22 protein-coding genes, 2 tRNA genes and 2 pseudogenes are annotated in these 25476 nt (G+C 70.2%); 11 read left to right on the top strand and 15 right to left on the bottom strand.

Going from position 1 to position 25476, the window contains the following annotated elements:
• Positions 1-10: 10 nt before the first annotated feature.
• Positions 11-592 carry a LysM peptidoglycan-binding domain-containing protein gene (locus OG295_RS17140; protein WP_371677647.1) on the bottom strand — a complete coding sequence of 194 codons (582 nt, stop codon included), beginning with the start codon at positions 590-592 and terminating at the stop codon, positions 11-13.
• A gap of 148 nt (positions 593-740) precedes the next feature.
• Positions 741-1223: a MarR family winged helix-turn-helix transcriptional regulator gene (locus OG295_RS17135; protein WP_371677646.1), complete on the bottom strand. Its 483-nt coding sequence runs from the start codon at positions 1221-1223 to the stop codon at positions 741-743.
• A gap of 115 nt (positions 1224-1338) precedes the next feature.
• On the opposite strand from OG295_RS17135, the gene OG295_RS17130 reads away from it, so the two are divergent.
• A complete protein-coding gene (locus OG295_RS17130) occupies positions 1339-2790 on the top strand; it encodes an MFS transporter (RefSeq protein ID WP_371677645.1) in 1452 nt (483 codons plus the stop codon).
• A 60-nt stretch (positions 2791-2850) separates the two neighbouring features.
• On the opposite strand, the gene OG295_RS17125 is transcribed toward OG295_RS17130, so the two are convergent.
• Positions 2851-2923: transfer RNA gene (locus tag OG295_RS17125), tRNA-Ala, on the bottom strand.
• Positions 2924-3084: 161 nt separating this feature from the next.
• On the opposite strand from OG295_RS17125, the gene OG295_RS17120 reads away from it, so the two are divergent.
• Complete coding sequence (locus OG295_RS17120; protein ID WP_266840297.1) at positions 3085-3633, top strand: DNA-binding protein; 549 nt, start codon at positions 3085-3087, stop codon at positions 3631-3633.
• A gap of 45 nt (positions 3634-3678) precedes the next feature.
• Positions 3679-4899 carry a serine/threonine-protein kinase gene (locus OG295_RS17115; RefSeq protein WP_371677644.1) on the top strand — a complete coding sequence of 407 codons (1221 nt, stop codon included), beginning with the start codon at positions 3679-3681 and terminating at the stop codon, positions 4897-4899.
• On the opposite strand, the gene OG295_RS17110 is transcribed toward OG295_RS17115, so the two are convergent.
• The 12 genes and pseudogenes from OG295_RS17110 to dnaA (OG295_RS17055) form a co-directional block, all read right to left on the bottom strand.
• Complete coding sequence (locus OG295_RS17110) at positions 4896-6242, bottom strand: hypothetical protein (protein ID WP_371677643.1); 1347 nt, start codon at positions 6240-6242, stop codon at positions 4896-4898. The two genes, OG295_RS17115 and OG295_RS17110, sit on opposite strands and share 4 nt — an antisense overlap.
• 122 nt (positions 6243-6364) lie before the next feature.
• Entirely contained in the window at positions 6365-6499 is a 135-nt protein-coding gene (locus OG295_RS17105; protein ID WP_208809277.1) for a DLW-39 family protein, read from the bottom strand.
• Between the two features lie 145 nt (positions 6500-6644).
• Positions 6645-6718: transfer RNA gene (locus OG295_RS17100), tRNA-Ile, on the bottom strand.
• An 83-nt stretch (positions 6719-6801) separates the two neighbouring features.
• A complete protein-coding gene (locus tag OG295_RS17095) occupies positions 6802-7482 on the bottom strand; it encodes a DUF3566 domain-containing protein (protein ID WP_371677642.1) in 681 nt (226 codons plus the stop codon).
• 2 nt (positions 7483-7484) lie between these two features.
• Entirely contained in the window at positions 7485-10097 is a 2613-nt protein-coding gene (gene gyrA / locus OG295_RS17090; RefSeq protein WP_371677641.1) for a DNA gyrase subunit A, read from the bottom strand.
• Between the two features lie 40 nt (positions 10098-10137).
• Positions 10138-12159 carry a DNA topoisomerase (ATP-hydrolyzing) subunit B gene (gene gyrB / locus OG295_RS17085; protein WP_371681217.1) on the bottom strand — a complete coding sequence of 674 codons (2022 nt, stop codon included), beginning with the start codon at positions 12157-12159 and terminating at the stop codon, positions 10138-10140.
• A gap of 523 nt (positions 12160-12682) precedes the next feature.
• Positions 12683-13216 carry a DUF721 domain-containing protein gene (locus OG295_RS17080; RefSeq protein ID WP_371677640.1) on the bottom strand — a complete coding sequence of 178 codons (534 nt, stop codon included), beginning with the start codon at positions 13214-13216 and terminating at the stop codon, positions 12683-12685.
• Positions 13213-14349: a DNA replication/repair protein RecF gene (recF, locus tag OG295_RS17075; RefSeq protein ID WP_371677639.1), complete on the bottom strand. Its 1137-nt coding sequence runs from the start codon at positions 14347-14349 to the stop codon at positions 13213-13215. The genes OG295_RS17080 and recF overlap by 4 nt, the downstream gene beginning before the upstream one ends.
• A gap of 86 nt (positions 14350-14435) precedes the next feature.
• Positions 14436-15311: a phosphogluconate dehydrogenase (NAD(+)-dependent, decarboxylating) gene (gnd, locus tag OG295_RS17070; protein WP_266840306.1), complete on the bottom strand. Its 876-nt coding sequence runs from the start codon at positions 15309-15311 to the stop codon at positions 14436-14438.
• A 176-nt stretch (positions 15312-15487) separates the two neighbouring features.
• Positions 15488-16618, bottom strand: a complete 1131-nt coding sequence (gene dnaN, locus OG295_RS17065; RefSeq protein WP_030225190.1) for a DNA polymerase III subunit beta — start codon at positions 16616-16618, stop codon at positions 15488-15490.
• Positions 16619-17494: 876 nt separating this feature from the next.
• Positions 17495-18679: pseudogene (dnaA, locus tag OG295_RS17060) on the bottom strand (chromosomal replication initiator protein DnaA); the annotation flags it as partial.
• A 122-nt stretch (positions 18680-18801) separates the two neighbouring features.
• Positions 18802-19300 (bottom strand): annotated as a pseudogene (dnaA, locus tag OG295_RS17055) (chromosomal replication initiator protein DnaA); the annotation flags it as partial.
• A gap of 359 nt (positions 19301-19659) precedes the next feature.
• Here dnaA (OG295_RS17055) and rpmH point away from each other — a divergent pair.
• The 8 genes from rpmH to OG295_RS17015 all read left to right on the top strand — a co-directional run bounded on the left by rpmH (position 19660) and on the right by OG295_RS17015 (position 25409).
• Positions 19660-19797 (top strand): 50S ribosomal protein L34, encoded by a 138-nt coding sequence (gene rpmH, locus OG295_RS17050; protein WP_018547628.1) that lies wholly within the window; start codon positions 19660-19662, stop codon positions 19795-19797.
• A gap of 21 nt (positions 19798-19818) precedes the next feature.
• A complete protein-coding gene (rnpA, locus tag OG295_RS17045; RefSeq protein ID WP_266840310.1) occupies positions 19819-20193 on the top strand; it encodes a ribonuclease P protein component in 375 nt (124 codons plus the stop codon).
• Positions 20190-20471, top strand: a complete 282-nt coding sequence (gene yidD, locus OG295_RS17040) for a membrane protein insertion efficiency factor YidD (protein ID WP_078950077.1) — start codon at positions 20190-20192, stop codon at positions 20469-20471. Before rnpA ends, yidD begins: the two co-directional genes overlap by 4 nt.
• A 3-nt stretch (positions 20472-20474) precedes the next feature.
• Complete coding sequence (gene yidC, locus OG295_RS17035) at positions 20475-21581, top strand: membrane protein insertase YidC (protein ID WP_371677638.1); 1107 nt, start codon at positions 20475-20477, stop codon at positions 21579-21581.
• 15 nt (positions 21582-21596) lie between these two features.
• The gene (locus OG295_RS17030; RefSeq protein WP_280918048.1) at positions 21597-22109 is read left to right on the top strand and encodes a R3H domain-containing nucleic acid-binding protein; all 513 of its coding nucleotides are present in this window, start codon (positions 21597-21599) and stop codon (positions 22107-22109) included.
• A 115-nt stretch (positions 22110-22224) separates the two neighbouring features.
• A complete protein-coding gene (gene rsmG / locus OG295_RS17025) occupies positions 22225-22941 on the top strand; it encodes a 16S rRNA (guanine(527)-N(7))-methyltransferase RsmG (protein WP_371677637.1) in 717 nt (238 codons plus the stop codon).
• Between the two features lie 243 nt (positions 22942-23184).
• On the top strand, positions 23185-24312 hold the full coding sequence (locus tag OG295_RS17020) for a ParA family protein (RefSeq protein ID WP_371677636.1): 1128 nt from the start codon (positions 23185-23187) through the stop codon (positions 24310-24312).
• On the top strand, positions 24309-25409 hold the full coding sequence (locus tag OG295_RS17015) for a ParB/RepB/Spo0J family partition protein (RefSeq protein ID WP_371677635.1): 1101 nt from the start codon (positions 24309-24311) through the stop codon (positions 25407-25409). The genes OG295_RS17020 and OG295_RS17015 overlap by 4 nt, the downstream gene beginning before the upstream one ends.
• The last annotated feature ends 67 nt before the right edge of the window (positions 25410-25476 follow it).

Raw genomic sequence — 25476 nt, 5'->3', positions numbered from 1 at the left:
GGCCGTCCGGCTACTGGGGGAGGGTGAGCAGCATGCCCGGCAGGATCATGTCGGGGTTCGGGCCGACGACGGTCCTGTTCATGGCGTAGAGCTCCCGCCACCGGGCCTCGTTGCCGAGCTCGCGGCGGGCGATCGCCGAGAGCGAATCGCCCGGCTTGACCGTGTACATGCGCTTCTTGGCGGTCGACGCCGGCTTGGGCGAGACGGGTACCGCCTTGTGCGCGGCCGAGGTGGGGCTGGGCATGGCCGGACCGGACGCCGGGGGCGGCGGCACCGGGGGCGTCCGGGGCGCGGCAGCCACGGGCGGCCCGGGCGGGCCCGCCAGGGGCGGCTTCGGTGCCACCGGTACCGCCTTGTGCGCGGCCGACGTGGGGCTGGGCATGGCCGAACCGGACGTCGGGGGCTTGGGCGGCGCGGCCGCGGCCGTCCGCTCGGCGGCCGCCTTCGGGGCCGCCGCGGCGTCGGTGTACTTGCCGCCCATGCCGCCGGACGCGGACCCCGCCGCGGCCTGCTGCTCCGCCTGCTCCTTCGCCTTCGCGGCGGCCTCTTGTTCCTTGTTCTTGTCGGACTTCAGGAAGTCGAAGAGTCCCATGTGCGCAATCCTCCGGCGTGGTGTTGCCCCCTGGGCTCGATGCCTCTCCCCACTGTCCGCCACCCGGGGCCGAATGGCCCAGTGACGGGGCCGTCCGGGGGACGTCCGGAGGCGTCCCGGGGCCGCCCGCGCGGGATGCCCCGGGCGCTTACTGGCGGGCCCGGCGAGCCGGGCGGGGGGTCTCCGAGGGGGTCGCGAGGGCGTCCTCGGCGAGCAGCCTCAGCGTGCGCAGGAGAACTTCGCGCCCGGCCGGGGGGAGCGGGGCCAGGGCCTCGGCGTGCACCCGGTCGACGATCCGGGTGCTCTCGGCGGCGACCTCGGCGCCCTTCGGGGTCACGGCGATGATCCGGGCCCTGCGGTCCGTGCTCGAGGGCCGCCGCTCGGCCAGGCCGGCCTTCTCCAAGGCATCGACGGTCACCACCATCGTCGTCTTGTCCATGTCACCGATCTCGGCGAGCTGGATCTGGGTGCGTTCCTCCTCCAGGGCGTGCACGAGGACGCAGTGCATACGGGCCGTCAGCCCGATCTCCCCGAGGGCCGCGGCCATGCGGGTGCGCAGGACGTGGCTGGTGTGGTCCAGGAGGAAGGACAGGTCGGGCTCGGTCCGCGCGTTGGGCGCCATGGCGGTCATGACCTCAGCCTAACAATTCGATCCGAGAAATATAGTCTGCAACAAAACCATCTGCTACGGTCTCACCAGTCGCCGGATACGACGACCTGCCGCCTCACCGCGACCGGAGAAACCGATGCCCGCCACGCTCCAGGCCCCCGCGCCCACCCCGACCCCCGCACCCCGGGCACCCCGGCTCCGCTCCCGCTGGACCGCCCTCGCCGTGCTCTCCACAGGCATGCTCATGACCGTCCTCGACGGCAGCATCGTCACCGTGGCCATGCCGGCCATCCAGAACGACCTCGGCTTCACCCCCGCCGGCCTCAGCTGGGTGGTCAACGCCTACCTGATCGCCTTCGGCAGCCTGCTGCTCCTCGCCGGCCGCCTCGGCGATCTGATCGGCCGCAAGCGGATGTTCCTGGCGGGCACCGCCGTCTTCACGGCCGCCTCGCTCCTCGCCGGCCTCGCCGGATCGCCCGCCCTGCTGATCGCCGCCCGCTTCCTCCAGGGCGTGGGCAGCGCGATGGCCTCGTCCGTCAGCCTCGGGATCCTGGTCACCCTCTTCACCGGAACCCGCGACCGCACCCGGGCGATCGCCGTCTTCTCCTTCACCGGAGCAGCCGGCGCCTCCCTGGGCCAGGTGCTGGGCGGGGTCCTCACCGACGCCCTGGACTGGCACTGGATCTTCTTCATCAACCTGCCCATCGGCATCGCCGCCCTGCTCGCCGCCCTCCCCGCGCTGCCCTCCGACCGCGGCCTCGGCCTGCGCGCCGGAGCCGACGCCCTCGGCGCGGTCCTGGTCACCGCCGGACTGATGACCGGCATCTACGCCGTCGTCACCGTCGAGACGTACGGCTGGACCTCCGCGCACACCCTCGGCCTCGGCGGCCTCTCCCTGGCCCTGCTCACCGCCTTCACCGTGCGCCAGGCCAAGGCCCGCGTCCCCCTGATGCCGCTGCGGATCCTGCGCTCCCGCACCGTGGTCGGCGCGAACCTGGTCCAGATGCTGATGGTGGCCGCGCTGTTCTCCTTCCAGATCCTGCTCGCCCTGCACCTCCAGCGCGTCCAGGGCTACGGGGCCGCGGAGACCGGTCTCGCGATGCTGCCCGCCGCCCTCTCCATCGGCGCGGTCTCGCTCGGCGTCTCGGCCCGCCTGAACGCCCGCTTCGGCGAGCGCGCCGTGCTCCTCGCGGGGCTCGGGCTGCTGACCGTCGGCCTCGGCCTGCTGACCCGGCTGCCGGTGCACGCGGACTACGTCACCGACCTGCTGCCCGTCATGCTGCTGGCGTCCGGCTTCGGCCTGGCCCTGCCCGCGCTCACCGCCCTGGGGATGTCCGGCGCCGACGAGCGGGACGCCGGCTTGGCGTCGGGCCTCTTCAACACCACCCAGCAGATCGGCATGGCCCTCGGCGTCGCCGTCCTCTCCACCCTGGCCGCTTCCCGCACCGGGTCCCTGACCGCGGCCGGCCGCACCCCGGCCGAATCGCTCACGGGCGGCCACCACCTCGCCTTCGCCCTCGGCGCCGCCCTCCTGCTGACCGCCGGCGCGGTGACGGCCACCCTCCTGCGCCGTCCCCGCACCCCCTGAGGCCCGTAACGCAAAAGACCCCCTGACCGGCGTTTCCGCTGGTCAGGGGGTCTTTGAATGTGGAGCCTAGGAGATTCGAACTCCTGACATCTGCCTTGCAAAGGCAGCGCTCTACCAACTGAGCTAAGGCCCCGAGCAACCGGACGCGACCGTACCCCGTGAGGCGGCGGCCGTTCCGCAGCACAGAGTACCCGGTGTACCCCCGCATCCCGCAAAATGATAGGGACTCCCGCCCCGCGACCACGCTCCGTAAGATGCTCGCGAGGTTCGCACCAGCGAAGGGGAGTAGTCAGAGTGGACGCAGTACAGCAAGAGGCCACGGCCAGAGCCAGGGAGCTGCAGCGCAGTTGGTACGGGGAGCCGCTCGGCGCGCTGTTCCGACGGCTCATAGATGACCTCGGTCTGAACCAGGCCCGCCTCGCTGCCGTCCTCGGGCTGTCGGCGCCGATGCTGTCCCAGCTGATGAGCGGGCAGCGCGCCAAGATCGGTAATCCGGCCGTGGTCCAGCGGGTCCAGGCCCTCCAGGACCTCGCCGGACAGGTTGCGGACGGAAGCGTCAGCGCGGCCGAGGCGACCGACCGGATGGACGAGATCAAGAACACCCAGGGAGGCTCCGTCCTCAGCAACAGCGGTCAGACGACGACGGGTTCGGGCGCGCCCACGGTCAAGCGGGTCGTCCGGGAGATCCAGTCGCTGCTGCGATCGGTCTCCGCCGCCGGGGACATCATCGACGCGGCGGATTCCCTCGCACCCAGCCATCCGGAACTGGCAGAGTTCCTCCGGGTCTACGGCGCGGGCCGCACCGCGGAGGCGGTGGCCCACTACGAGGCCCACCAGAACTGACGCGCACGCGTGACGGGGGACGGGGGACGGGGGACGGGCGCAGCGATGGGTGAGGTCTTCGCCGGCCGGTACGAACTGGCCGACCCGATCGGGCGCGGCGGCGCGGGCGCCGTCTGGCGGGCCTGGGACCACCGCCGCCGCCGGTACGTGGCCGCCAAGGTCCTCCTGCACGGCGACGCCCACACCCTGCTGCGCTTCGTGCGCGAGCAGGCCCTGCGCATCGACCACCCGCACGTGCTGGCCCCGGCCAGCTGGGCGGCGGACGACGACAAGGTCCTGTTCACCATGGACCTCGTCGCCGGCGGCTCCCTCGCCCACCTGATCGGTGACTACGGGGCCCTGCCGCCCCGGTTCGTGTGCACGCTGCTCGACCAGCTCCTGGCGGGGCTGGCGGCGGTGCACGCGGAGGGCGTCGTCCACCGCGACGTCAAACCGGCCAACATCCTGCTGGAGGCCACCGGAACCGGGCGGCCGCACCTGCGGCTGTCCGACTTCGGCATCTCGATGCGCAAGGGCGAGCCGCGGCTCACCGGGACCGATCTGGTCGTCGGCACCCCGGGTTACCTCGCCCCCGAGCAACTGACGGGCGCCGAGCCCGACTTCCCCGTCGACCTCTTCGCGGCGGGACTCGTCGCGCTCTACCTGCTGCAGGGCCGCAAGCCCGATTCCCTCGCGCTGGCGGGGCAGTTCGCCGCCCAGGGCGCCCCCGGAGCCCCGGAGGGCGTCCCCGCGCCCCTGTGGGACGTGATCGCGAACCTCCTGCACCCGGACCCCCGGAGGCGGTTCCGGACCGCCACAGGGGCGCGCAAGGCCCTTGCCGAGGCCGCCCGGCTGCTACCGTCACCCGACCCGGACGAGGATCCGGTGGAGGTGTTCGACCAACTCGGTCCGCTCCCCGCCGGTTTCGGCCCCGCAGGCCCCTCGGAGCGACGCTCCGCGGCCGCGTCCGCGCCCTCCGCGGAGTCCGCTCCCCCGCCCTCCCCGAGGGCCTCGCACGGGCCACCCGCCGCCGGTGCCGACGCCGGTGCCTTCGGGCCGCCGCCGCCCGGCTACGGCCCCGAGGAGACGGACGGTTTCCACCTCGCGCCCCCGTCCTCCCCCGCGCCCGCGGAGCCGGCACCGGCACCGGCTCCGACGCCGGCCCCGACGCCCGTGGCGCCCGCGCGCCGCCGGGTCCCCCCGCCCCCCGCCGGGGCCACCGCCGCGATCCTCTCGGCGGCGCTCCTGTGCTTCGCGGTCGGCGCCTGGGCGTCGACCCGCTTCTAGGCCCCGTCGTGGAGGCGGCGCCGGGCCAGCAGGAGCCAGCCGCCGAGCCCGAGCAGCAGCAGCGTGCCCGTCCCGAAGCCGGCGCCCGCCACGGTCCGCATCAGGGAGCGGTCCTCCTCCCGCGCGGCGGCCTCGGGGACGGTGAGCCCCTCCTTCGCGGCGGCCCGCTCGGCGGCGCCGACCCCGAAGCCCGCCGCCGCCAGCCCCTCCCGGTACGCGGGCTCCGCGGCCCGGACGCCGCCCACGTCCACCCGTAGGGTCAGCGGCACGGGCGAGGCGTCCTCGGTGAACTCCCCCACCTTCCCGCCCAGGGTGACGGCGACGTAGTACCAGCCGGCCACCCGCAGCGGCCGGACCTCCGCCTTGTCGGAGAAGCGGTTCGCGTACGCCACCGGCACCGTCCCCGGCAGGGTCACGGCGGCCTGCTTCCCGTCGTAGGAGGTGTCCCCGGAGTCCACGAGCCCCCGGTAGGGCGCGTACAGCGAGACGGTGAGCCCGTCGGAGGCGGAGCCGTACGGCCGGGTCATCCGGGCCTTCGCGATCTCGGCGCCGACCGCCAGCCGCTGCCCCCAGTCCAGCGGCACCCGGTAGAACCGCGTCTGGCCGGGCCTCAGTTCGTCGCGCCACACTCCGGAGCCCAGGGCCCGCGCGTCGTTGAAGCCGGTCCCTCCGGTCCGCGGGACCGGGTCCGTGCCCGGCAGGACAGGGGAGGGGGAGGGCAGCACCGGGGGCGGGGAGACCGGGGCGCCGCCCGCGGCCGGGGCCGGTTCGCGCAGGACGAGGAGCTCCACCGGCCAGGCCGCCCGGTCGGAGTCCTTCGCCGCCGACCGGGTGACCTTCGCGTAGTACGTCCCCGGGGCCTGGCACTCGGAGTCCTCCTCCAGCCGCCGCTGGCCCGCCGCCGCGAGCGGGACCGGGTCGAGGCCGAAGGAGGCGCGGCCCGGGTTGTACGGGCAGGCGCGGCCGGCGTTGGTCATGACCTCGACCTCGACCCCGTCGGAGTACCCGACCCTGCTCCCCGCGGGCGGGCGCAGCACCGCGGAGACGTACACGGTGGAGGCGCCGTCGAGACCGAGCCGGTACACCCGTTCGCCCGGGGCCACGGTGTCCTCGTAGACCACGCCGGTCTCCAGCAGCGGGGCGTCCGCCGTGGAGGGCCTGCCCTCCACCCGCCGGGCCCCCTCGGCCGCCCGGTAGCGCGGCGGCGGGGCCGGGGCCGGGGAGGGCCCGGTCTCCGCGCGGGCGGCCCCCGGCAGCCAGAGCGCCACCAGGGCCGCGGCCAGCCCGAGGCGCACGACCGCGCCCGCCCCGCGTCCGCGACGCACCCGCACGTTCACGTCCACCCCACGCCATCCCGATTTTTGCCAATGCAAGCGAAATCGTTGCAGAACGGAATTTCTCGGCACAGAACAGCACGAAGCCCCGGCAGCAGCGGCAGCCGGGGCTTCATGGAATCAAGCGGGTCTCACACGCCGGAACCAGAGGGCACGGAGTCGGTTGCCTCCGTCCACAGGTCCTGCTCGGCGCGGTCCGCCTGGATCTGGCGGTACACGAGGAGCCCGCCGATGGCGGCCAGTGCGACCAGGAGCAGCTTCTTCACCGCGCGACCTCGTCTTTCGTTGACGTAGGGGACTTCTGGCGGCCAACAATACACACCGGCCGATACCGATCGGTTACCTGGCAACCCCTCACATGGCCCAACGACAAAGACCCCCAGGCCATGGGCCTGGGGGTCTTCGACACTGTGGGGCTAACAGGATTTGAACCTGTGGCCTCATCCTTATCAGGGATGCGCTCTAACCAACTGAGCTATAGCCCCATCCGCGCTGCGCGCTGACTCCTGAAGATTAGCGCACAGACGCGGTCGAGCCAAAATCGCGCTCTACGGGGCGTCCGCGCAGGTCATTCGTCCTCGGCGAGCGTGAGCTCCACGCCGCCCACGAAGCCCGCCGACAGGTTGTAGATGAACGAACCCAGCGTCGCCAGGGCCGTCATCAGCACCACGTCGATCACCGCGATCACCGAGGTGAAGATCAGCACGCGCGGCAGCGACAGGAACGACTGGAGGTCGAACCCGTTGCTCTCGTTGGAACCGGTCGCCTCGCTGATCGTGCCGCCGACGGTCGAGAAGATGCCCATGGCGTCCATGACCATCCACAGCACCGCCGCCGCGACGACGGTGCACACGCCCAGCGCGATCGACAGCAGGAAGCTGACCTTCATCACCGACCACGGGTCGGCCTTGGCCACCCGCAGCCGCGCCTTGCGCGTCCTCGGCGTCGTCCGGGCGACCGGACTCGGTCCCCGCTGCGCGCCGGGGCCCTTGGGGGCCGCGTAGGCCTGCGGGGGCTGGTACGGCTGCGCGCCCCGCTCCTGGCCCGCGGCGGCCTTCTGCTTGCCGTTCGCCTTCGACTTCGCCTGCGCCTGCGCCTGTGCCTGCGCCTGCGCGGCCGGTGCCGGCTCCGGCTCCGGTCCTCGGGTGTCCGTCACCGTTGCCCCCTGTCCCCCCTGGGAGTCCGCGGCGGGGCCACGGGCACCGTTCGCTCCAGTCTTGGCCGGTCCGGCGCCCGTGGCTCCACTCACGCTTACTCCTCGTGCTCCCCTGCCGGAGACTCACTGCCCCCGGCCGCCTCGGCGGCCTGTCCGTCGGCTGCCCCGGCCTCGATCTCTGTCTCGATCTCGTCGACCTCGTCAGCTTCCTGACCGGCCTCGGCGTTCCGAGCGATGCCGACCACGGCATCGCGCTTGCCCAGGTTGATCAGCTGGACGCCCATGGTGTCACGGCCCGTCTCCCTGACTTCGTTGACGCGCGTACGGATCACACCACCGCCGAGCGTGATGGCGAGAATCTCGTCCGTTTCGTCGACCACCAGCGCGCCCACGAGCGAACCGCGGTCTTCCACGATCTTGGCGGCCTTGATGCCCAGACCACCACGGCCCTGGACGCGGTACTCGTCCACGGCCGTCCGCTTGGCGTAGCCGCCGTCGGTCGCGGTGAAGACGAAGGTACCGGGCCGCACGACGCTCATCGACAGCAGCTCGTCGCCCTCGCGGAAACTCATGCCCTTCACGCCGGACGTGGCACGCCCCATCGGGCGCAGCGCGTCGTCGGTCGCCGTGAAGCGGATCGACTGCGCCTTCTTGCTGATGAGCAGCAGGTCGTCCTCGGCGGACACCAGCTCGGCGCCGATCAGCTCGTCGTCGCCCCCGTTCTCGGTCTCCCGGAGGTTGATGGCGATGACGCCACCCGAACGGGGCGAGTCGTAGTCCTTCAGCGCCGTCTTCTTCACCAGGCCGCCCTTGGTGGCCAGGATCAGGTAGGGCGCGGCCTCGTAGTCGCGGATCGCGAGGATCTGGGCGATCTTCTCGTCCGGCTGGAAGGCCAGCAGGTTCGCCACGTGCTGCCCGCGCGCGTCGCGGCCGGCGTCCGGCAGCTCGTACGCCTTGGACCGGTAGACGCGGCCCTTGTTGGTGAAGAACAGCAGCCAGTGGTGGGTGGTGGAGACGAAGAAGTGGTCGACCAGGTCGTCCTGCTTCAGCTTGGTGCCGCGCACGCCCTTGCCGCCGCGCTTCTGCGAGCGGTAGTCCTCGGTCTTGGTGCGCTTGACGTAGCCGCCGTGCGTGATGGTGACGACGATGTCCTCTTCGGCGATCAGGTCCTCCATGGACATGTCGCCGTCGAAGGGCACCAGCTTGGAACGCCGGTCGTCGCCGAACTTCTCGACGATCGCCGCCAGTTCCTCGCTGACGATCGAACGCTGCTTCGCCGGCGAGGCCAGGATCGCGTTGTACTCGTTGATCTTCGCCTGGAGTTCGTCGTGCTCGGCGACGATCTTCTGCCGCTCCAGGGCCGCCAGGCGGCGCAGCTGCATCTCCAGGATCGCGTTCGCCTGGATCTCGTCGATCTCCAGGAGGCCCATCAGGCCCTCGCGCGCGATCTCGACCGTGTTGCTGCGCCGGATGAGTGCGATGACCTCGTCGATCGCGTCCAGCGCCTTGAGCAGACCGCGCAGGATGTGGGCGCGCTCCTCCGCCTTGCGCAGGCGGAAGCGCGTACGCCGGACGATGACCTCGATCTGGTGCTGCACCCAGTGACGGATGAACGCGTCGATCGACAGGGTGCGCGGCACCCCGTCCACCAGCGCCAGCATGTTCGCGCCGAAGTTCGTCTGCAGGTCGGTGTGCTTGTAGAGGTTGTTCAGCACGACCTTGGCCACGGCGTCGCGCTTGAGCACGATCACCAGGCGCTGGCCCGTCCGGGACGAGGTCTCGTCGCGGACGTCGGCGATGCCGCCGATCTTGCCGTCCTTGACCAGGTCGGCAATCTTCTGGGCGAGGTTGTCCGGGTTGGTCTGGTACGGGAGCTCCGTGACCACCAGGCACTGGCGGTTCTGGATCTCCTCGACCTCCACCACCGCGCGCATCGTGATGGAGCCGCGCCCGGTCCGGTACGCCTCCTCGATGCCCTTGCGGCCCACGACCAGGGCACCGGTCGGGAAGTCGGGGCCCTTGATGCGCTCCAGGAGCGCGTCGAGGAGCTCCTCGTGCGAGGCGTCCGGGTGCTCCAGCGCCCACTGCGCGCCCGCCGCGACCTCGCGGAGGTTGTGCGGCGGGATGTTGGTGGCCATGCCGACGGCGATGCCGGCGGAGCCGTTGATGAGCAGGTTCGGGAACCGCGCCGGCAGGACGGTGGGCTCCTGGTTGCGGCCGTCGTAGTTGTCCGTGAAGTCGACGGTCTCCTCGTCGATGTCCCGGAGCATCTCCATGGCCAGCGGCATCAGCTTGCACTCGGTGTAGCGCATCGCGGCCGCCGGGTCATTGCCCGGGGAGCCGAAGTTGCCGTTGGAGTCCACCAGCGGCATGCGCATCGACCACGGCTGGGCCAGGCGGACCAGCGCGTCGTAGATGGAGCTGTCGCCGTGCGGGTGGTAGGTGCCCATCACGTCGCCGACGACGCGGGCGCACTTGTAGAAGCCCTTCTCGGGCCGGTAGCCGCCGTCGTACATCGCGTACAGCACACGACGGTGGACCGGCTTGAGGCCGTCCCGTACGTCGGGCAGCGCGCGGGAGACGATGACGGACATCGCGTAGTCGAGATAGGAGCGCTGCATCTCGGTCTCGAGCCCGACGGGCTCGATGCGCATGACGGGCTGCTCCTCCGCGGGGTTCTCCGCGGTGGGGGTGGTTTCGTCGGCCATTGCTGGTCAGAAGTCCTTTCAGGCGGTCAGCTGAGCCGACTCAGATGTCGAGGAAGCGAACGTCCTTGGCGTTGCGCTGGATGAAGGAGCGCCGGGCTTCGACGTCCTCACCCATCAGCACCGAGAACAGGTCGTCGGCCTGCGCGGCGTCGTCCAGGGTGACCTGGCCGAGCACGCGGTGGTCCACGTCCATGGTGGTGACGCGCAGCTCCTCGGCGTTCATCTCGCCCAGACCCTTGAAGCGCTGGATCGAGTCTTCCTTGATCCGCTTGCTGTTCTGCTTGCCCAGTTCGACCAGGGCGTCGCGCTCGCGGTCCGAGTACGCGTACTCGAAGTCGTCGCGACCCCACTTGATCTTGTAGAGCGGCGGGCGGGACAGGTAGACGTGCCCGGCCTCGACCAGCGGCCGCATGAAGCGGAAGAGGAAGGTCAGCAGCAGGGTGTTGATGTGCTGGCCGTCGACGTCGGCGTCCGCCATCAGGATGATCTTGTGATAGCGGAGCTTCTCGATGTCGAAGTCCTCGTGCACACCGGTGCCGAAGGCGCTGATCAGCGCCTGGACCTCGGTGTTCTGCAGGATCTTGTCGATGCGCGCCTTCTCGACGTTCAGGATCTTGCCGCGGATGGGCAGGATGGCCTGGTACATCGGGTTGCGGCCGGACTTCGCCGAGCCGCCGGCGGAGTCACCCTCGACGATGAAGATCTCGCACTTGATCGGGTCGTTCGACTGGCAGTCGGACAGCTTGCCCGGCAGCGAGGCGCTCTCCAGCAGACCCTTGCGGCGGGTCAGGTCGCGGGCCTTGCGGGCCGCGACGCGGGCCGTGGCCGCCTGGATCGACTTGCGGATGATGTCCGCGGCCTCGACCGGGTTGCGGTCGAACCAGTCGTTGAGGTGCTCGTGGACGACCTTCTGCACGAAGGTCTTGGCCTCCGTGTTGCCCAGCTTGGTCTTCGTCTGGCCCTCGAACTGGGGCTCGCCCAGCTTGACCGAGATGATCGCCGTCAGACCCTCGCGGATGTCCTCGCCGGCGAGGTTGTCGTCCTTCTCGCGGAGCAGCTTCTTGTCGCGCGCGTAACGGTTCACCAGACCCGTCAGAGCCGCGCGGAAGCCCTCCTCGTGCGTACCGCCCTCGTGCGTGTGGATCGTGTTCGCGAAGGAGTAGACCCCCTCCGTGTACTGCGAGTTCCACTGCATCGCGATCTCGACCGAGAGCATGCGCTCCTTGTCCTCGGCCTCGACGTCGATGACGGTCGGGTGGATCAGCTCGCCCTTGCGCGAGTTGAGGTACTTCACGAAGTCGACGATGCCGCCCTCGTAGTGGTACTTGACCGTGCGCGCCTGCGGCTCGGTCGCGTCCGCTTCCGGGTCGTCCGCGCCCGCCGTGGCCTTCGCCGACTCGCGCTCGTCGGTCAGCGTCAGGGTCAGGCCCTTGTTGAGGAAGGCCATCTCCTGGAAGCGCCGCGACAGCGTCTCGAAGGAGTACTCGGTGGTCTCGAAGATGTCGCCGTCGGCCCAGAACGTCACCGACGTGCCGTGCTCGTCGGTCTCCTCGTTCTTGGCCAGCGGGGCCGTCGGCACGCCCAGCTTGTAGTCCTGGGTCCAGCGGTGGCCGTCCGTCTTGACCTCGACCGCGACCTTGGTCGACAGGGCGTTCACGACGGACACACCGACGCCGTGCAGACCGCCGGAGACGGCGTAGCCGCCGCCGCCGAACTTGCCGCCCGCGTGCAGGACGGTCAGCACGACCTCGACGGCCGGCTTCCCCTCGGACGGCACGATGCCGACCGGGATACCGCGGCCGTTGTCGACCACGCGCACCCCGCCGTCGGCGAGGATCGTGACGTCAATGGTGTCCGCGTGCCCGGCCAGCGCTTCGTCGACCGAGTTGTCGACGACCTCGTAGACGAGGTGGTGCAGACCACGCTCACCCGTCGAGCCGATGTACATACCCGGCCGCTTGCGGACCGCGTCCAGGCCCTCGAGGACCTGGATCGCACTGGCGTCGTAATTCTTCTCGTTGGAGTCGCCGGAATCGGCCACGAAGCGCCCTTTCTGGCACAGCGCAGCCCGTACTCCGGACCAGCATGTGCGCCGGGGGAGCGGCCGCGTCGATCTGCGTTGTCTGCGTTTGTCGCTGTCACCCCGCGAACGGGCGGGATTGTCTCCAGTCTACCGGTACCACTGACATGAATGGGGGTTTGCCGGTACCTGAGTCCGCATGTGCCGCCCTGAACCTCCTCTCTCCGACTCCCCATATTCGGGGTGGGGCTCCAAGAGGCTCACGCGGGCATCCAGCGCTTCGGCCTGTCAACCCGCGGCTACCGTGAGGGACACCGCACCCGGCGGGGCCGGTCCCGGGGGCGCGCGGGCGGGGCGCGGGCACGGGAAGAGGGGGCCCGCGCGGGGCGGAAAGGGCCGGAAACCGCCTGGGGGCCGGCGCTCGCGGGCGGCGTCCGGCCCGGTACCGGGCCGGGGCCGCCCGGACCCGGGGTACGGGGCCGGGGGCCGGGGGCAGGCGGTACGGGCCCGCGGGACCGGGCCGGGGCAGCGGTCGTACGGACCCGCCCGCTCGGGGGCTGGGCGGTCAGCCCCAGGTGTCCCCGGGCCCGCTGCTGCCGGGGGCGCGCCAGGGGCCGTGCCGCTTGGGCCGGCCGCCGGGACCCTGGACCTTGATCAGCCGGACCGTGCCCTGGCCCAGGTCCGCGTTGAGCCGCGCCACCAGCTGCGGGGCCAGCAGCTTCAGCTGTGCGGCCCAGGCCGAGGAGTCGCACCGTACGAGGAGCTCACGGTCCTCGTAGCGCTCCGGTTCACAGTGCGCGGCGATCTCCGGGCCGACGATCTCCGCCCAGCGCTCCATCACCCCGGCCACCGCGATCGGCATCTCCCAGCCGCGTTCCGTCCGCAGCCGGTCCAGGGCCGCCATCAGCGGCATCGGATCCCGGCCGTCGGCACGGGCGCCGGAGCGCAGGCCCGGCTGCTGGTGACGTTTGCGCCCGCTCACCGCGTTCCCGCGGGCGCGGGCCTGCTCCCGCGCGGCGGCCAGCGCCTGCCGCGCCAGGTCCACCCCGGACGGTTCCGGGGTCCTGGGCTTGTCCTGCCCGGCCTCGCCCGCGCTCACAGCCGGGTCACCTCGCCGCCGGAGACCGCGAACCGGGTGCCGGTCAGCACCCCCGGAACATCGTCGTCCACCGCCGCCGTCACCAGGACCTGCTCGCCCGGGGCCACCAGTTCCGCGAGCCGCTCCCGGCGGCGCGCGTCGAGCTCCGCGAAGACGTCGTCCAGGATCAGCACCGGCTCCGTCCCCTCCGAGCGCAGCAGCTCGTACGAGGCCAGGCGCAGCGCCAGTGCGTACGACCAGGATTCGCCGTGGCTGGCGTACCCCTTCGCGGGCAGTTCGCCCAGGCGCAGCAGGACGTCGTCGCGGTGCGGTCCGACGAGGGTGACGCCGCGTTCGATCTCCTGCTTGCGCACCTCGGACAGGGCCGCCAGCAGGACCTCGTAGAGCGCCTCGCGGGTGCGCGCCTCACCGCTGTCGACCGGTTCGCCGGCCGAGGACCGGTAGGCGAGCCCGAGCGGGCCGCCGCCGGGTGCGAGCTGCTCGTAGGCCTTGTCGGCGAGCGGCAGCAGGGTCGCGATCAGGTCGAGGCGCTGTGCGAGGAGTTCGGCGCCCGCGCGGGCCAGGTGCTGGTCCCACACGTCGAGGGTGGAGAGGTCCATGGAGCGGCCTCCGTGCCGACGGGCCATCGCCGCCGACTTCAGCAGGGTGTTGCGCTGCTTGAGGACGCGTTCGTAGTCGGAGCGGACGGCCGCCATGCGCGGGGAGCGGGCGGTGACGAGCTCGTCCAGGAAGCGGCGCCGCTCCCCCGGGTCGCCCTTGACCAGCGCCAGGTCCTCGGGGGCGAACAGCACGGTGCGCACGATCCCCAGGACGTCCCGCGGCCTGACCTGCGAGGACCGGTTGATGCGGGCCCGGTTGGCGCGGCCCGGGTTGAGTTCCAGCTCCACGAGCTGCTGGCGTTCGCCCTGGGTGACGGCGGCCCGGACGACGGCCCGGTCCGCGCCCATCCGGACGAGCGGGGCGTCCGAGGAGACCCGGTGGCTGCCCAGGGTCGCCAGGTAGCCGATGGCCTCGACGAGGTTCGTCTTGCCCTGGCCGTTGGGGCCCACGAAAGCGGTGACGCCCGGGGCGAGGGGAACCTCGGCCCGGGCGTACGAGCGGAAGTCGGCCAACGAGAGATGCGAAACGTGCATACGGCGCCGACCTCCCCCGGCTTCCTGCTGCTTGCTCTGTGGTGCTGTGGTGCTGTCGTTCCGTGGGGCGGTGTCGCCCCGTGGAACTACTTCTTCTCGACCGCGTGGCCGCCGAACTGGTTGCGCAGCGCCGCGATCATCTTCATCTGCGGGGAGTCGTCCTGGCGCGAGGCGAAGCGGGCGAACAGCGAGGCGGTGATCGCCGGCAGCGGCACCGCGTTGTCGATCGCGGCCTCGACGGTCCAGCGGCCCTCGCCGGAGTCCTGCGCGAAGCCGCGCAGCTGCTCCAGGTGCTCGTCCTCGTCCAGCGCGTTCACGGCGAGGTCCAGCAGCCAGGAACGGATGACCGTCCCCTCCTGCCAGGAGCGGAACACCTCGCGGACGTCGGTGACCGAGTCCACCTTCTCCAGGAGCTCCCAGCCCTCGGCGTAGGCCTGCATCATGGCGTACTCGATGCCGTTGTGGACCATCTTCGCGAAGTGGCCCGCGCCGACCTTGCCGGCGTGTACGGCGCCGAAGTCGCCCTCGGGCTTGAGGGCGTCGAAGATCGGCTGGACCGTCGCGACGTGCTTCTCGTCGCCGCCGTACATGAGCGCGTAGCCGTTCTCCAGGCCCCAGACGCCGCCGGAGACACCGCAGTCGACGAAGCCGATGCCCTTGGCCTTCAGCTCCTCGGCGTGCTTCTCGTCGTCGGTCCAGCGCGAGTTGCCGCCGTCGACGACGATGTCGCCGGGCGAGAGCAGCTCCGCGAGCTCGTCGACGGTGGACTGCGTGGCCGCACCGGCGGGGACCATCACCCACACCACGCGGGGGGACTGCAGGCTGTCCACAAGTTCCCGCAGGCTGTGGACATCCGCGAGGTCCGGGTTGCGGTCGTATCCGATGACGGTGTGGCCTGCGCGGCGGATGCGCTCGCGCATGTTGCCGCCCATCTTGCCGAGACCGACGAGACCGAGCTCCATCAGGTGCTTCCTTACGCGTTGTGGCCGTCTTTGGCTGTGCCGGGGCTCCCCGGGTTCGGGGGTCGCCCACCGGATCCGAGCCTACGCCGGGCCGTGGTGCGGGGCCCGCTTCGAACGGCGTCGGGCCCGGTCCCGCAGGCTGCGAGACCGGGCCCGACGTCGGTGTGCGGGGGGTGTCAGCCGGACAGCCGCACCGGCATGATCAGGTACTTGTAGGCCTCGTCGGCCTCCGCGTCGACCGCCGGACGGCCGCTGAGCAGCGCGGGCTTGGTGGACGTGGTGAAGCTGAGCTGGGCCGCGGGCGAGTCGATCGCGCTGAGGCCGTCGAGCAGGAAGGTCGGGTTGAAGGCGATGGAGATGTCGTCGCCCTCCAGCTTCGCGTCGACGCGTTCCACAGCCTGTGCATCGTCGCTGGAGCCGGCCTCCAGGATGAGGACGCCCTGCTCGAAGCTGAGCCGGACCGGCGTGTTGCGCTCGGCGACCAGGGCGACGCGCTTGACGGCCTCGACGAAGGGCGCGGTCTCGATCACGGCGATGGAGTTGAACTCCGTCGGGAAGAGGGTGCGGTACTTCGGCAGGTCGCCTTCGAGCAGGCGGGTGGTGGTGCGGCGGCCCGCGCCCTCGAAGCCGATGAGGCCCTCGCCCTGGCCGGAGCCGGAGAGCGCCAGGGTGACGGTGTCGCCGCTGGTCAGGGACTTGGCGGTGTCCAGGAGGGTCTTGGCGGGCACCAGGGCCACGGCCGAGGCGTCCGGGTTCTCCGGCTTCCACAGGAACTCGCGGACCGCGAAGCGGTAGCGGTCGGTGGAGGCCAGGGTGACGCGGTCGCCCTCGATCTCGATGCGGACACCGGTCAGGACGGGCAGCGTGTCGTCGCGGCCGGCGGCGATGGCGACCTGGGCGGCGGCGGAGGCGAAGACCTCACCGGGCACGGTGCCGGTCGCGGTCGGCATCTGGGGAAGCGCCGGGTATTCCTCCACAGGCAGGGTGTGGAGTGTGAACCGGGAGGAGCCGCAGACCACGGTCGCCCGTACACCGTCTGTGGAAATCTCCACCGGGCGGTTGGGGAGGGCGCGGCAGATGTCGGCGAGGAGCCGGCCGGAGACGAGGACGGTGCCGTCCTCCTCGACGTCCGCCTCGACGGAGACGCGGGCCGAGACCTCGTAGTCGAAGCCGGAGAGGGACAGGGTGCCCTCTTCGGCCTTCAGCAGCAGGCCCGCGAGCACGGGCACCGGCGGCCGGGCCGGGAGGCTGCGTGCAGCCCAGGCCACCGCCTCCGCGAGTACGTCGCGTTCCACCCGGATCTTCACCGGAAACCGCCTCCTGCTGTTGCTCGCTCGTCTGCCGGCCTTCGTCGTCGGCTCGTCGATGCCTCGACCGTTGCCGGGGACCAGTCTGACGTACGGCGCCGACAGTCGTCGCGGCTGGCGGTCAAGTCGGGAGCGAGGTGTCGGAGCGGCCGGTCGACGAGTTGTGCACAGGACCTGCTTGAAAACCGAAACCGGCCTAACTCTCCATGGGGGTAGTAGTAGGGCCTGTGGAAACGGTGGATAAGCCCGTTTTCCCAGGTCAGCCCGCGTTTTTTATCCCCACACCCTGTGGGTGGCACCGGTGGACAACACGGTGTCTCTGTGGAGAACGAAAACTTCTGCACAGGCCGTCCCCAGGGGACCCGTACTACTCCACAGCTGTGTCCCCAGCTTTTCCCCAGCGGTCCACACACCAAACGTCGACATCCGTGTGACGGCTTTCACTCGGGACGGTGACCGGGGGTGCCTCGTTGCCGAACAGTGGACAACGGTGTGGAGAACCCCCCGCGTCCTGTGCACAGGACGCGGGAACCTGTGGGTCTCCGGTGGACAGAGGAGTGGATGAGCCTGTGGACGAATTTTCTGTCCACAGGCTGTGGATGGCCCTTGCTCACAATTCCACAGGCGCCTGACCTGGCCTGATGAGCCCTCAACCAGCACTCCTGTGGACGGATTGTGGGCGACCGAAACTGTCCTCAGGCTGTGGATGGAAGAAAGTTGGGGAATCTGTGGATGACTTGCCCCCTGGGGGGCGTATTCGAACAAGTCGGGGGCGCACGGACGAAGAAGGGCGCCCCCGGTTCAATCCGGGAGCGCCCTGTCTGGGGGTTTGCCCGGGGTCGCGGAGTCCCCTGACGCCGCTGCCGGGGGCCGGCGTCAGCCGTTCTTGATGCGGTTGGTGAGCTCCGTGACCTGGTTGTAGATGGAGCGCCGTTCGGCCATGAGAGCGCGGATCTTGCGGTCGGCGTGCATGACGGTGGTGTGGTCGCGGCCGCCGAACTGGGCCCCGATCTTGGGCAGCGACAGGTCCGTGAGCTCCCGGCACAGGTACATGGCGATCTGCCGGGCGGTGACCAGGACGCGGCTGCGCGAGGAGCCGCACAGGTCGTCCACGGTGAGCCCGAAGTAGTCCGCGGTGGCCGCCATGATGTCGGAGGCGGTGATCTCGGGCGCGCTGTCCTCGCCGCCCGGGATCAGGTTCTTGAGGACGTCCTCCGCCAGGCCCAGGTCGACCGGCTGCCGGTTGAGGCTCGCGAAGGCGGTCACCCGGATCAGCGCCCCCTCCAGCTCGCGGATGTTGCGCGAGATGCGGGAGGCGATGAACTCCAGTACCTCCGGCGGGGCGTTGAGCTGCTCCTGGACGGCCTTCTTGCGCAGGATCGCGATACGGGTCTCCAGCTCGGGCGGCTGGACGTCGGTGATCAGACCCCACTCGAAGCGGTTGCGGAGCCGGTCCTCCAGGGTGACGAGCTGCTTGGGCGGCCGGTCGGAGGACAGCACGATCTGCTTGTTGGCGTTGTGGAGCGTATTGAAGGTGTGGAAGAACTCCTCCTGCGTCGACTCCTTGCTCGCGAGGAACTGGATGTCGTCGACCAGCAGGATGTCCATCTCGCGGTAGCGCTTGCGGAAGGCGTCGCCCTTGCCGTCGCGGATGGAGTTGATGAACTCGTTGGTGAACTCCTCCGAGCTCACGTACCGCACCCGCGTACCGGGGTAGAGGCTGCGCGCGTAGTGCCCGATGGCGTGCAGCAGGTGCGTCTTGCCGAGGCCCGACTCCCCGTAGATGAAGAGGGGGTTGTACGCCTTCGCCGGCGCCTCGGCGACGGCCACCGCGGCCGCGTGCGCGAAGCGGTTGGAGGCGCCGATGACGAAGGTGTCGAAGAGGTACTTGGGGTTCAGCCGGGCGGTCGGCTCCAGCGGGCCCGAGGTGGAACCGCCGGACGGGGCCGGCGGGGGCGCGGGCCGGCCGGGGGCCGGGCGCGGGGCGGGCTGCTCGTACTGCTGCTGCTCGTACTTCTGTTGTTCGTACTTCTGCTGTTCGTACTTCTGGGATTCGTACGGGGACTGCTCGTACTGCTGCGGTTCGTAGGAACCCTGGTCGTAGGAGTTCTGCTCGTAGCCCCCGGGCTCCTGCTGCTGGAGGTAGCCGGGCTGCGGGGAGGCGTAGGGATCGCGCTCGGGGAAGCCGCCCAGGCGCGGCTGCTGCCAGCCGTAGTCGTCCTGCTGGCCGCCGCGCGGCCAGGCGCCGGGCTCGGGGCGCTGCTGCTGGTACTCCGGGTAGGCCGGGCGGGCGGTGGGGAGCTGGTCCTCGCCGCCGGGGCCGGTGTGGCCGCCGGGGCGCTGGCCGCCGTACGGCTCGTAGCCCTCGCGCTGCCCCGGGGCCGACGGCGCAGGGGGCGCGGGCTCACCGGCGGAGTCGTCCACCGTGATCGCGATCCGGATGGGCCGGCCGCACTCACGGCTGAGGGCATCGCTGATGAGCGGGGCCAGGCGGCCTTCGAGAACCCGCTTGCCCCATTCGTTGGGGACGGCGAGCAGGGCGGTGTCGGCCACGAGGGCCAGTGGCTGGCATCGTTCCACCCACTGCTTGTCCTTGGGCTCGATGCCCTGCTGACCCTCCCCGAGCAGTTTCTCGAGCACGCGTGGCCACACTGCGGCAAGATCGGCAGGTACGTCAGCCACAGAGCACGCTCTCTCACAGGTCCCGGTCCCACGAATGTGTGGTTCTTTGGGACGGTCGGGACAAAAATCCGGGATCAGGCAACGGTAGTCAGGCCGGTGGGTAGGGTTCAAGTCGTTGTCCACAGCCTGTGCACAGTGTGAGGCAGGGCGGGCTCGGTTTGACCGGATGGCGTAGCCGCGCGTACCGTAACGAGGTCGAGTTGTCGATGGCTGCTGCCGCCTGCCTACCGATGGGCGAAGATCACTGGTTGTGATCGTTTAGCGGTGTCCACTCGGGCGAACACGCGAGTTCCTCGTGGGCGCACGGTGACAGCCAGGCGATGTAACGCCACACACGATTCATTCTCTGGAGCCCCCGAGTGAGCAAGCGCACCTTCCAGCCGAACAACCGCCGTCGTGCCAAGACCCACGGCTTCCGTCTCCGGATGCGTACCCGTGCCGGTCGCGCGATCCTCGCGAACCGTCGCAGCAAGGGCCGCGCCGCCCTCTCCGCGTAACAACACGCAGGTCGTGACGTTGTGCTGTCTCCCGAAAATCGGCTGAGGCGGCGTGAAGACTTCGCGAGCGCGGTACGACGGGGTCGGCGGGCAGGACGCCCGCTCCTCGTCGTCCACCTACGTACCAGCGGTGCAACGGACCCGCACGAGCCGGGGGAGATCGATCCCTCGCCGCGTGCGGGTTTCGTCGTCAGCAAGGCCGTCGGCATAGCTGTCGTCCGCAACCGGGTCAAGCGTCGCCTGCGTCACCTCGTCCGCGACCGGCTGGCCCAGTTGCCCGCAGGTAGCCTGGTGGTGGTGCGGGCCCTGCCCGGAGCGGGTGATGCCGGCGTCGACGAGCTGGCTCGTGACCTGGATGCCGCCTTGGCGCGGCTACTGGGAGGCGTCGCTCGATGAAGTACCCGCTGCTCGCCTTGATCAAGCTGTACCAGTGGACGATCAGTCCGCTGCTCGGGCCGGTGTGCCGCTATTACCCGTCGTGCTCGCACTACGGGTTCACGGCCATCGACCGGCATGGTGCGGTGAAGGGGACGGTTCTGACCGCCTGGCGGATCCTGCGGTGCAATCCGTGGTCCCCGGGTGGTGTGGATCATGTCCCACCCCGGAAACGCCCGCGTTGGCACGAGCAGCTGCGCAGTGCGTTGCGTAGATCTCGCAATGCTCAAGGAGCCTGATTAGTGGACACGATTGCCAGTCTGTTCAGCTTTATCACCACCCCCGTGTCATGGGTCATCGTCCAGTTCCATTCGCTGTACGGGGCGATCTTCGGCCCGGACACCGGATGGGCCTGGGGCCTGTCCATCGTGTCCCTGGTGGTACTGATCCGTATCTGCCTGATCCCGCTCTTCGTGAAGCAGATCAAGGCGACGCGGGGCATGCAGGCGCTCCAGCCGAAGATGAAGGCGATCCAGGAGCGCTACAAGAACGACAAGCAGCGTCAGTCCGAAGAGATGATGAAGCTGTACAAGGAGACGGGTACCAACCCGCTCTCCTCGTGCCTTCCCATCCTGGCGCAGTCCCCGTTCTTCTTCGCGCTGTACCACGTGCTTTCGGCCATCGCCAACGGCCAGACCATCGGCGTGATCAACCAGTCGCTGCTGGAGAGCGCCCGCCAGGCGCACATCTTCGGCGCCCCGCTGGCCGCGAAGTTCACGGACAGCGCCGAGAAGGCCGCCTCGCTGGGCGCCTCGATCACCGACGTGCGCATCGTGACCGCCGTCATGATCGTTCTGATGTCGCTGTCGCAGTTCTACACCCAGCGCCAGCTGATGGCGAAGAACGTCGACCTCTCGGTCAAGACGCCGTTCATGCAGCAGCAGAAGATGCTGATGTACATCTTCCCGCTGATCTTCGCGGTGATGGGCATCAACTTCCCCGTCGGTGTCCTCGTCTACTGGCTGACCACGAACGTGTGGACCATGGGTCAGCAGATGTACGTGATCAACCAGAACCCGACGCCGGGCAGCAAGGCGCAGGACGAGTACCTGACCCGTCTCCTGAAGCACGTCTCCGCCCACGGGGACGTCAAGGGCCGGGGCAAGAAGAAGATCGTCGCGGCGATCGTGGCCAAGGGTCCGGACCGCAACGACAACGAGCGCAAGTTCATCACCGCGCTGACGAAGCAGGGCATGGCCGCGCAGGCGGACGGCTCCGTGATGAAGAGTTCTGAAGCCACCGCCGATGCGGACGCTGCGAGCGGCGGTGTCGCGACCAAGCGGCAGCAGCCCAAGCGGCAGACGAAGTCGAAGCGACAGACGCCCCCCAGCAAGCCCTCCAAGAAGTAAGAAGGAGTCCCTCCCGTGACGGAAGGCACCACCACCGCCGCCGCTGAGAGTGGCGACACCCTGACCCGCCTGGAGCAGGAGGGTGAGATCGCGGCCGACTACCTTGAGGGTCTGCTGGACATCGCGGACCTGGACGGCGACATCGACATGGACGTCGAGGCCGACCGTGCCGCGGTGTCGATCGTGAGCGACTCCGCCAGCCGCGACCTGCAGAAGCTCGTGGGCCGCGACGGTGAGGTCCTGGAGGCTCTCCAGGAGCTGACCCGCCTCGCCGTGCACCGCGAGACCGGGGACCGTAGCCGGCTGATGCTGGACATCGCCGGTTTCCGGGCCAAGAAGCGCGAGGAGCTCGCGGCGCTGGGTGCCAAGGCCGCCGAAGACGTGAAGTCCTCGGGCGAGCCGCTGAAGCTGGCTCCGATGACCCCCTTCGAGCGCAAGGTCGTCCACGATGCCGTGGCGGCCGCCGGTCTCAAGAGCGAGTCCGAGGGCGAGGAGCCGCAGCGCTTCGTCGTTGTGCTCCCGGCCTGACCGGAACGTTGTGTGTCGGCCCCGTCTGTGTCGCAGGCGGGGCCGATGTTTGTAAGCCTGACATGTGAACGGCACGGTATTGGCGTGAGCGGTTCTGTACGGAAGGACGGTCCCCGTGACGGAGGCAGCTGAGCTTCCCCAGGCGCCCGAAGAGGCGCGCGCGGTGTTCGGTGAGTTTTTCCCGGAAGCTGTGCGGTATGCGGAGCTGCTGGCGGATGCGGGGGTCCAGCGCGGTCTGATCGGGCCGCGTGAGGTTCCCCGCCTGTGGGAGCGGCACCTGCTGAACTGTGCGGTGCTCTCCGAGGTGGTGCCCCAGGGCGTCACCGTTTGCGACGTGGGTTCCGGGGCGGGTCTGCCCGGCATCCCGCTCGCACTGGTCCGGCGGGACCTGAAGATCACCCTGCTGGAGCCCCTGCTGCGCCGCACGAACTTCCTCCAGGAAGCCGTGGAGCTGCTGGGTCTGGACCACGTCACCGTGGTGCGCGGCCGGGCCGAAGAGGTACTCGGCAAGGTTCAGCCGGTGCACGTGGTCACGGCCCGTGCCGTGGCCCCGCTCGACCGGCTGGCCGGCTGGGGCGTTCCCCTGCTGCGTCCGTACGGGGAGATGCTGGCGCTCAAGGGCGACACTGCGGAGGAGGAGCTGGTGGCGGCGAGGGTCGCGCTCAGCAAGCTCGGTGTGGTGAAGACCTCGGTGCTGCAGGTGGGAGAGGGCGTTGTCGACCCCCTGTCCACGGTGGTCCGGGTGGAGGTCGGAGAAAGCCCCGGTGGGGTGAGGTTCGCGGCCAAGCGGGCTAAGGCCGCCCGCGTGGGGCGGGTACGCCGACGCCGTTGATCTTGTCCCTTTCGGGCTGTTGGGCCCTATAGGTCTGGATTTCGGAGTGTCGTAGCGGCCTGAAGACTCCGTCCGGGCATCGTGTTTCACGTGAAACATCGCTCTCTGCTGCACGGAATCATCAGCCGCGGCCGTGCTGCTGCGGCCCCCCGCCCCCGCAAGGGCGCGGGGGGTACGGAGTTGTCCACAACGGTGGATTCATCCACAGGAGTACGGGCCCCGCTGGTTCGCGACCCCGGTGACATGGCAGGCTCTGTTCATCGCGAGCCCACTGCCGAGGAGAGTGACACCGTGCGGTCCGACGCCAACCTTGCGGGGCCGATGGCCGATCCGGTCCCCGGTCCCCGCTCTGAATCGCCGGGCGAGGATGTTTCACGTGAAACATCCCCGGCTACTGCCGGGGTGGGCCACCTGCCTCCGCCCCTCGTCGACAACGACGACCACGAGGACACCCCCGTCGAACGGGCCGCCCAGCTCGCGGTCGACACGATCGGCCGGACCGGCGCCGCTCTGCCGCGGCCCGCGCAGACCCGGATCATGGTGGTGGCCAACCAGAAGGGCGGCGTGGGCAAGACCACGACGACCGTGAACCTGGCGGCCTCGCTGGCCCTGCACGGTGCCAGGGTCCTGGTGATCGACCTCGACCCGCAGGGCAACGCCTCGACCGCCCTGGGTATCGACCATCACGCGGAAGTGCCCTCCATCTACGACGTGCTCGTGGACAGTCGGCCCCTCCTGGAGGTCGTCCAGCCCGTGGTGGACGTGGAAGGGCTGTTCTGCGCCCCGGCCACGATCGACCTGGCCGGAGCGGAGATCGAGCTGGTGTCCCTGGTGGCCCGCGAAAGCCGCCTCCAGCGGGCCATCCAGGCCTACGAGCAGCCGCTCGACTACATCCTGATCGACTGCCCGCCCTCCCTGGGCCTGCTGACCGTGAACGCCATGGTCGCGGGCGCGGAGGTACTGATCCCGATCCAGTGCGAGTACTACGCACTGGAGGGGCTGGGACAGCTGCTGCGCAACGTCGACCTGGTGCGGGCCCATCTCAACCCGAACCTGCACGTCTCGACGATCCTGCTGACGATGTACGACGGCCGGACGCGGCTCGCTTCCCAGGTGGCTGAGGAGGTGCGCACCCACTTCGGCAAGGAGGTGCTGCGCACCAGCATCCCGAGGTCGGTGCGCATCTCGGAGGCGCCGAGCTACGGGCAGACGGTCCTCACGTACGACCCGGGCTCCAGCGGTGCCCTCTCCTATCTGGAGGCGGCGCGGGAGATGGCCCTACGGGGAGCCGGAATCCATTACGACGCCCAGGACGCCCATCTGGGCGCGGGCATGAACAGCACGCAGAGCATGGCGGAGGGGATCCAGTGAGTGAGCGACGTAGGGGTCTGGGACGGGGGCTCGGCGCGCTGATTCCGGCGGCTCCCCAGGAAGCGACGCCCATGGCCGGGGCCGGCTCGACGTCCCCGTCGGCGGTACCGACGCTGGCGTCCGAGCGGGGCATCGCCGCGGCGAAGCTCGCCGTGCTGGCGCAGGAGGCGGCACCCTCAGCGGTCGCCGCCGATGTTTCACGTGAAACATCGGCGGCCGGGGTGCCGGAGCAGGCGAAGGCGGAGGTCGCCCCGGCGGCAGGTGCGACGTTCGCGGAGCTTCCGCTGGACACCATCAAGCCGAACCCGCGTCAGCCGCGTGAGGTCTTCGACGAGGACGCTCTGGCGGAGCTGGTGACCTCCATCCAGGAGGTGGGTCTGCTCCAGCCGGTGGTCGTACGGCAGACGGCCCAGGGCCGGTACGAACTGATCATGGGTGAACGGCGCTGGCGTGCCTGTCGTGAGGCGGGACTGGAGCGGATCCCCGCGATCATCCGGGCCACGGACGATGACAAGCTGCTGCTGGACGCGCTCCTGGAGAACCTCCACCGGGCACAGCTGAACCCCCTGGAGGAGGCGGCCGCGTACGACCAGCTGCTCCAGGACTTCAAGTGCACGCACGACCAGCTGGCGGACCGGATCGGACGTTCGCGCCCTCAGGTCTCGAACACCCTGCGTCTGCTGAGGCTTTCCGCACCGGTTCAGCGCCGGGTGGCTGCCGGGGTGCTGTCGGCGGGGCACGCACGGGCGCTGCTGTCGGTGGAGGACTCCGAGCAGCAGGACCGCCTGGCGCACCGGATCGTCGCCGAGGGCCTGTCGGTGCGTGCGGTCGAGGAGATCGTGACGCTGATGGGCTCCGAGCCGGCGAGCACGGTGAAGCCGAAGGGCCCGCGCGCAGGAGGCCGGGTCGCCCCGGCCCTCAGTGAGCTGGCGACCCGCCTCTCGGACCGGTTCGAAACCCGGGTGAAGGTGGACCTGGGGCAGAAGAAGGGCAAGATCACCGTCGAGTTCGCTTCGATGGAGGATCTGGAGCGGATCCTGGGCACGCTGGCACCGGGCGAGGGCCGGGTACTGGAGCAGGGCCTTTCCGGGGAGTAGTCCGTCCGTCTCTGTACCCTGCTCCTTCGGGCGATGTCCACACTCGAAGAAGCAGGGTGCAGTGGTT

Source organism: Streptomyces sp. NBC_01276 (assembly GCF_041435355.1).
In the GTDB taxonomy this organism is placed as follows: domain Bacteria; phylum Actinomycetota; class Actinomycetes; order Streptomycetales; family Streptomycetaceae; genus Streptomyces.
The sequence above is the reverse complement of the archived record's forward strand: the minus strand, read 5'-3'. Positions and strand labels throughout refer to the sequence as shown.

Excerpts from the sequence above, each read along its gene's own strand:
- OG295_RS17140 (WP_371677647.1), bottom strand. The coding sequence starts at position 592 with ATGGGACTCTTCGACTTCCTGAAGTCCGACAAGAACAAGGAACAAGAG.
- OG295_RS17135 (WP_371677646.1), bottom strand. The coding sequence starts at position 1,223 with ATGACCGCCATGGCGCCCAACGCGCGGACCGAGCCCGACCTGTCCTTC.
- OG295_RS17130 (WP_371677645.1), top strand. The coding sequence starts at position 1,339 with ATGCCCGCCACGCTCCAGGCCCCCGCGCCCACCCCGACCCCCGCACCC.
- OG295_RS17115 (WP_371677644.1), top strand. The coding sequence starts at position 3,679 with ATGGGTGAGGTCTTCGCCGGCCGGTACGAACTGGCCGACCCGATCGGG.
- gyrA (WP_371677641.1), bottom strand. The coding sequence starts at position 10,097 with ATGGCCGACGAAACCACCCCCACCGCGGAGAACCCCGCGGAGGAGCAG.
- recF (WP_371677639.1), bottom strand. The coding sequence starts at position 14,349 with ATGCACGTTTCGCATCTCTCGTTGGCCGACTTCCGCTCGTACGCCCGG.
- gnd (WP_266840306.1), bottom strand. The coding sequence starts at position 15,311 with ATGGAGCTCGGTCTCGTCGGTCTCGGCAAGATGGGCGGCAACATGCGC.
- yidD (WP_078950077.1), top strand. The coding sequence starts at position 20,190 with ATGAAGTACCCGCTGCTCGCCTTGATCAAGCTGTACCAGTGGACGATC.
- OG295_RS17020 (WP_371677636.1), top strand. The coding sequence starts at position 23,185 with ATGGCAGGCTCTGTTCATCGCGAGCCCACTGCCGAGGAGAGTGACACC.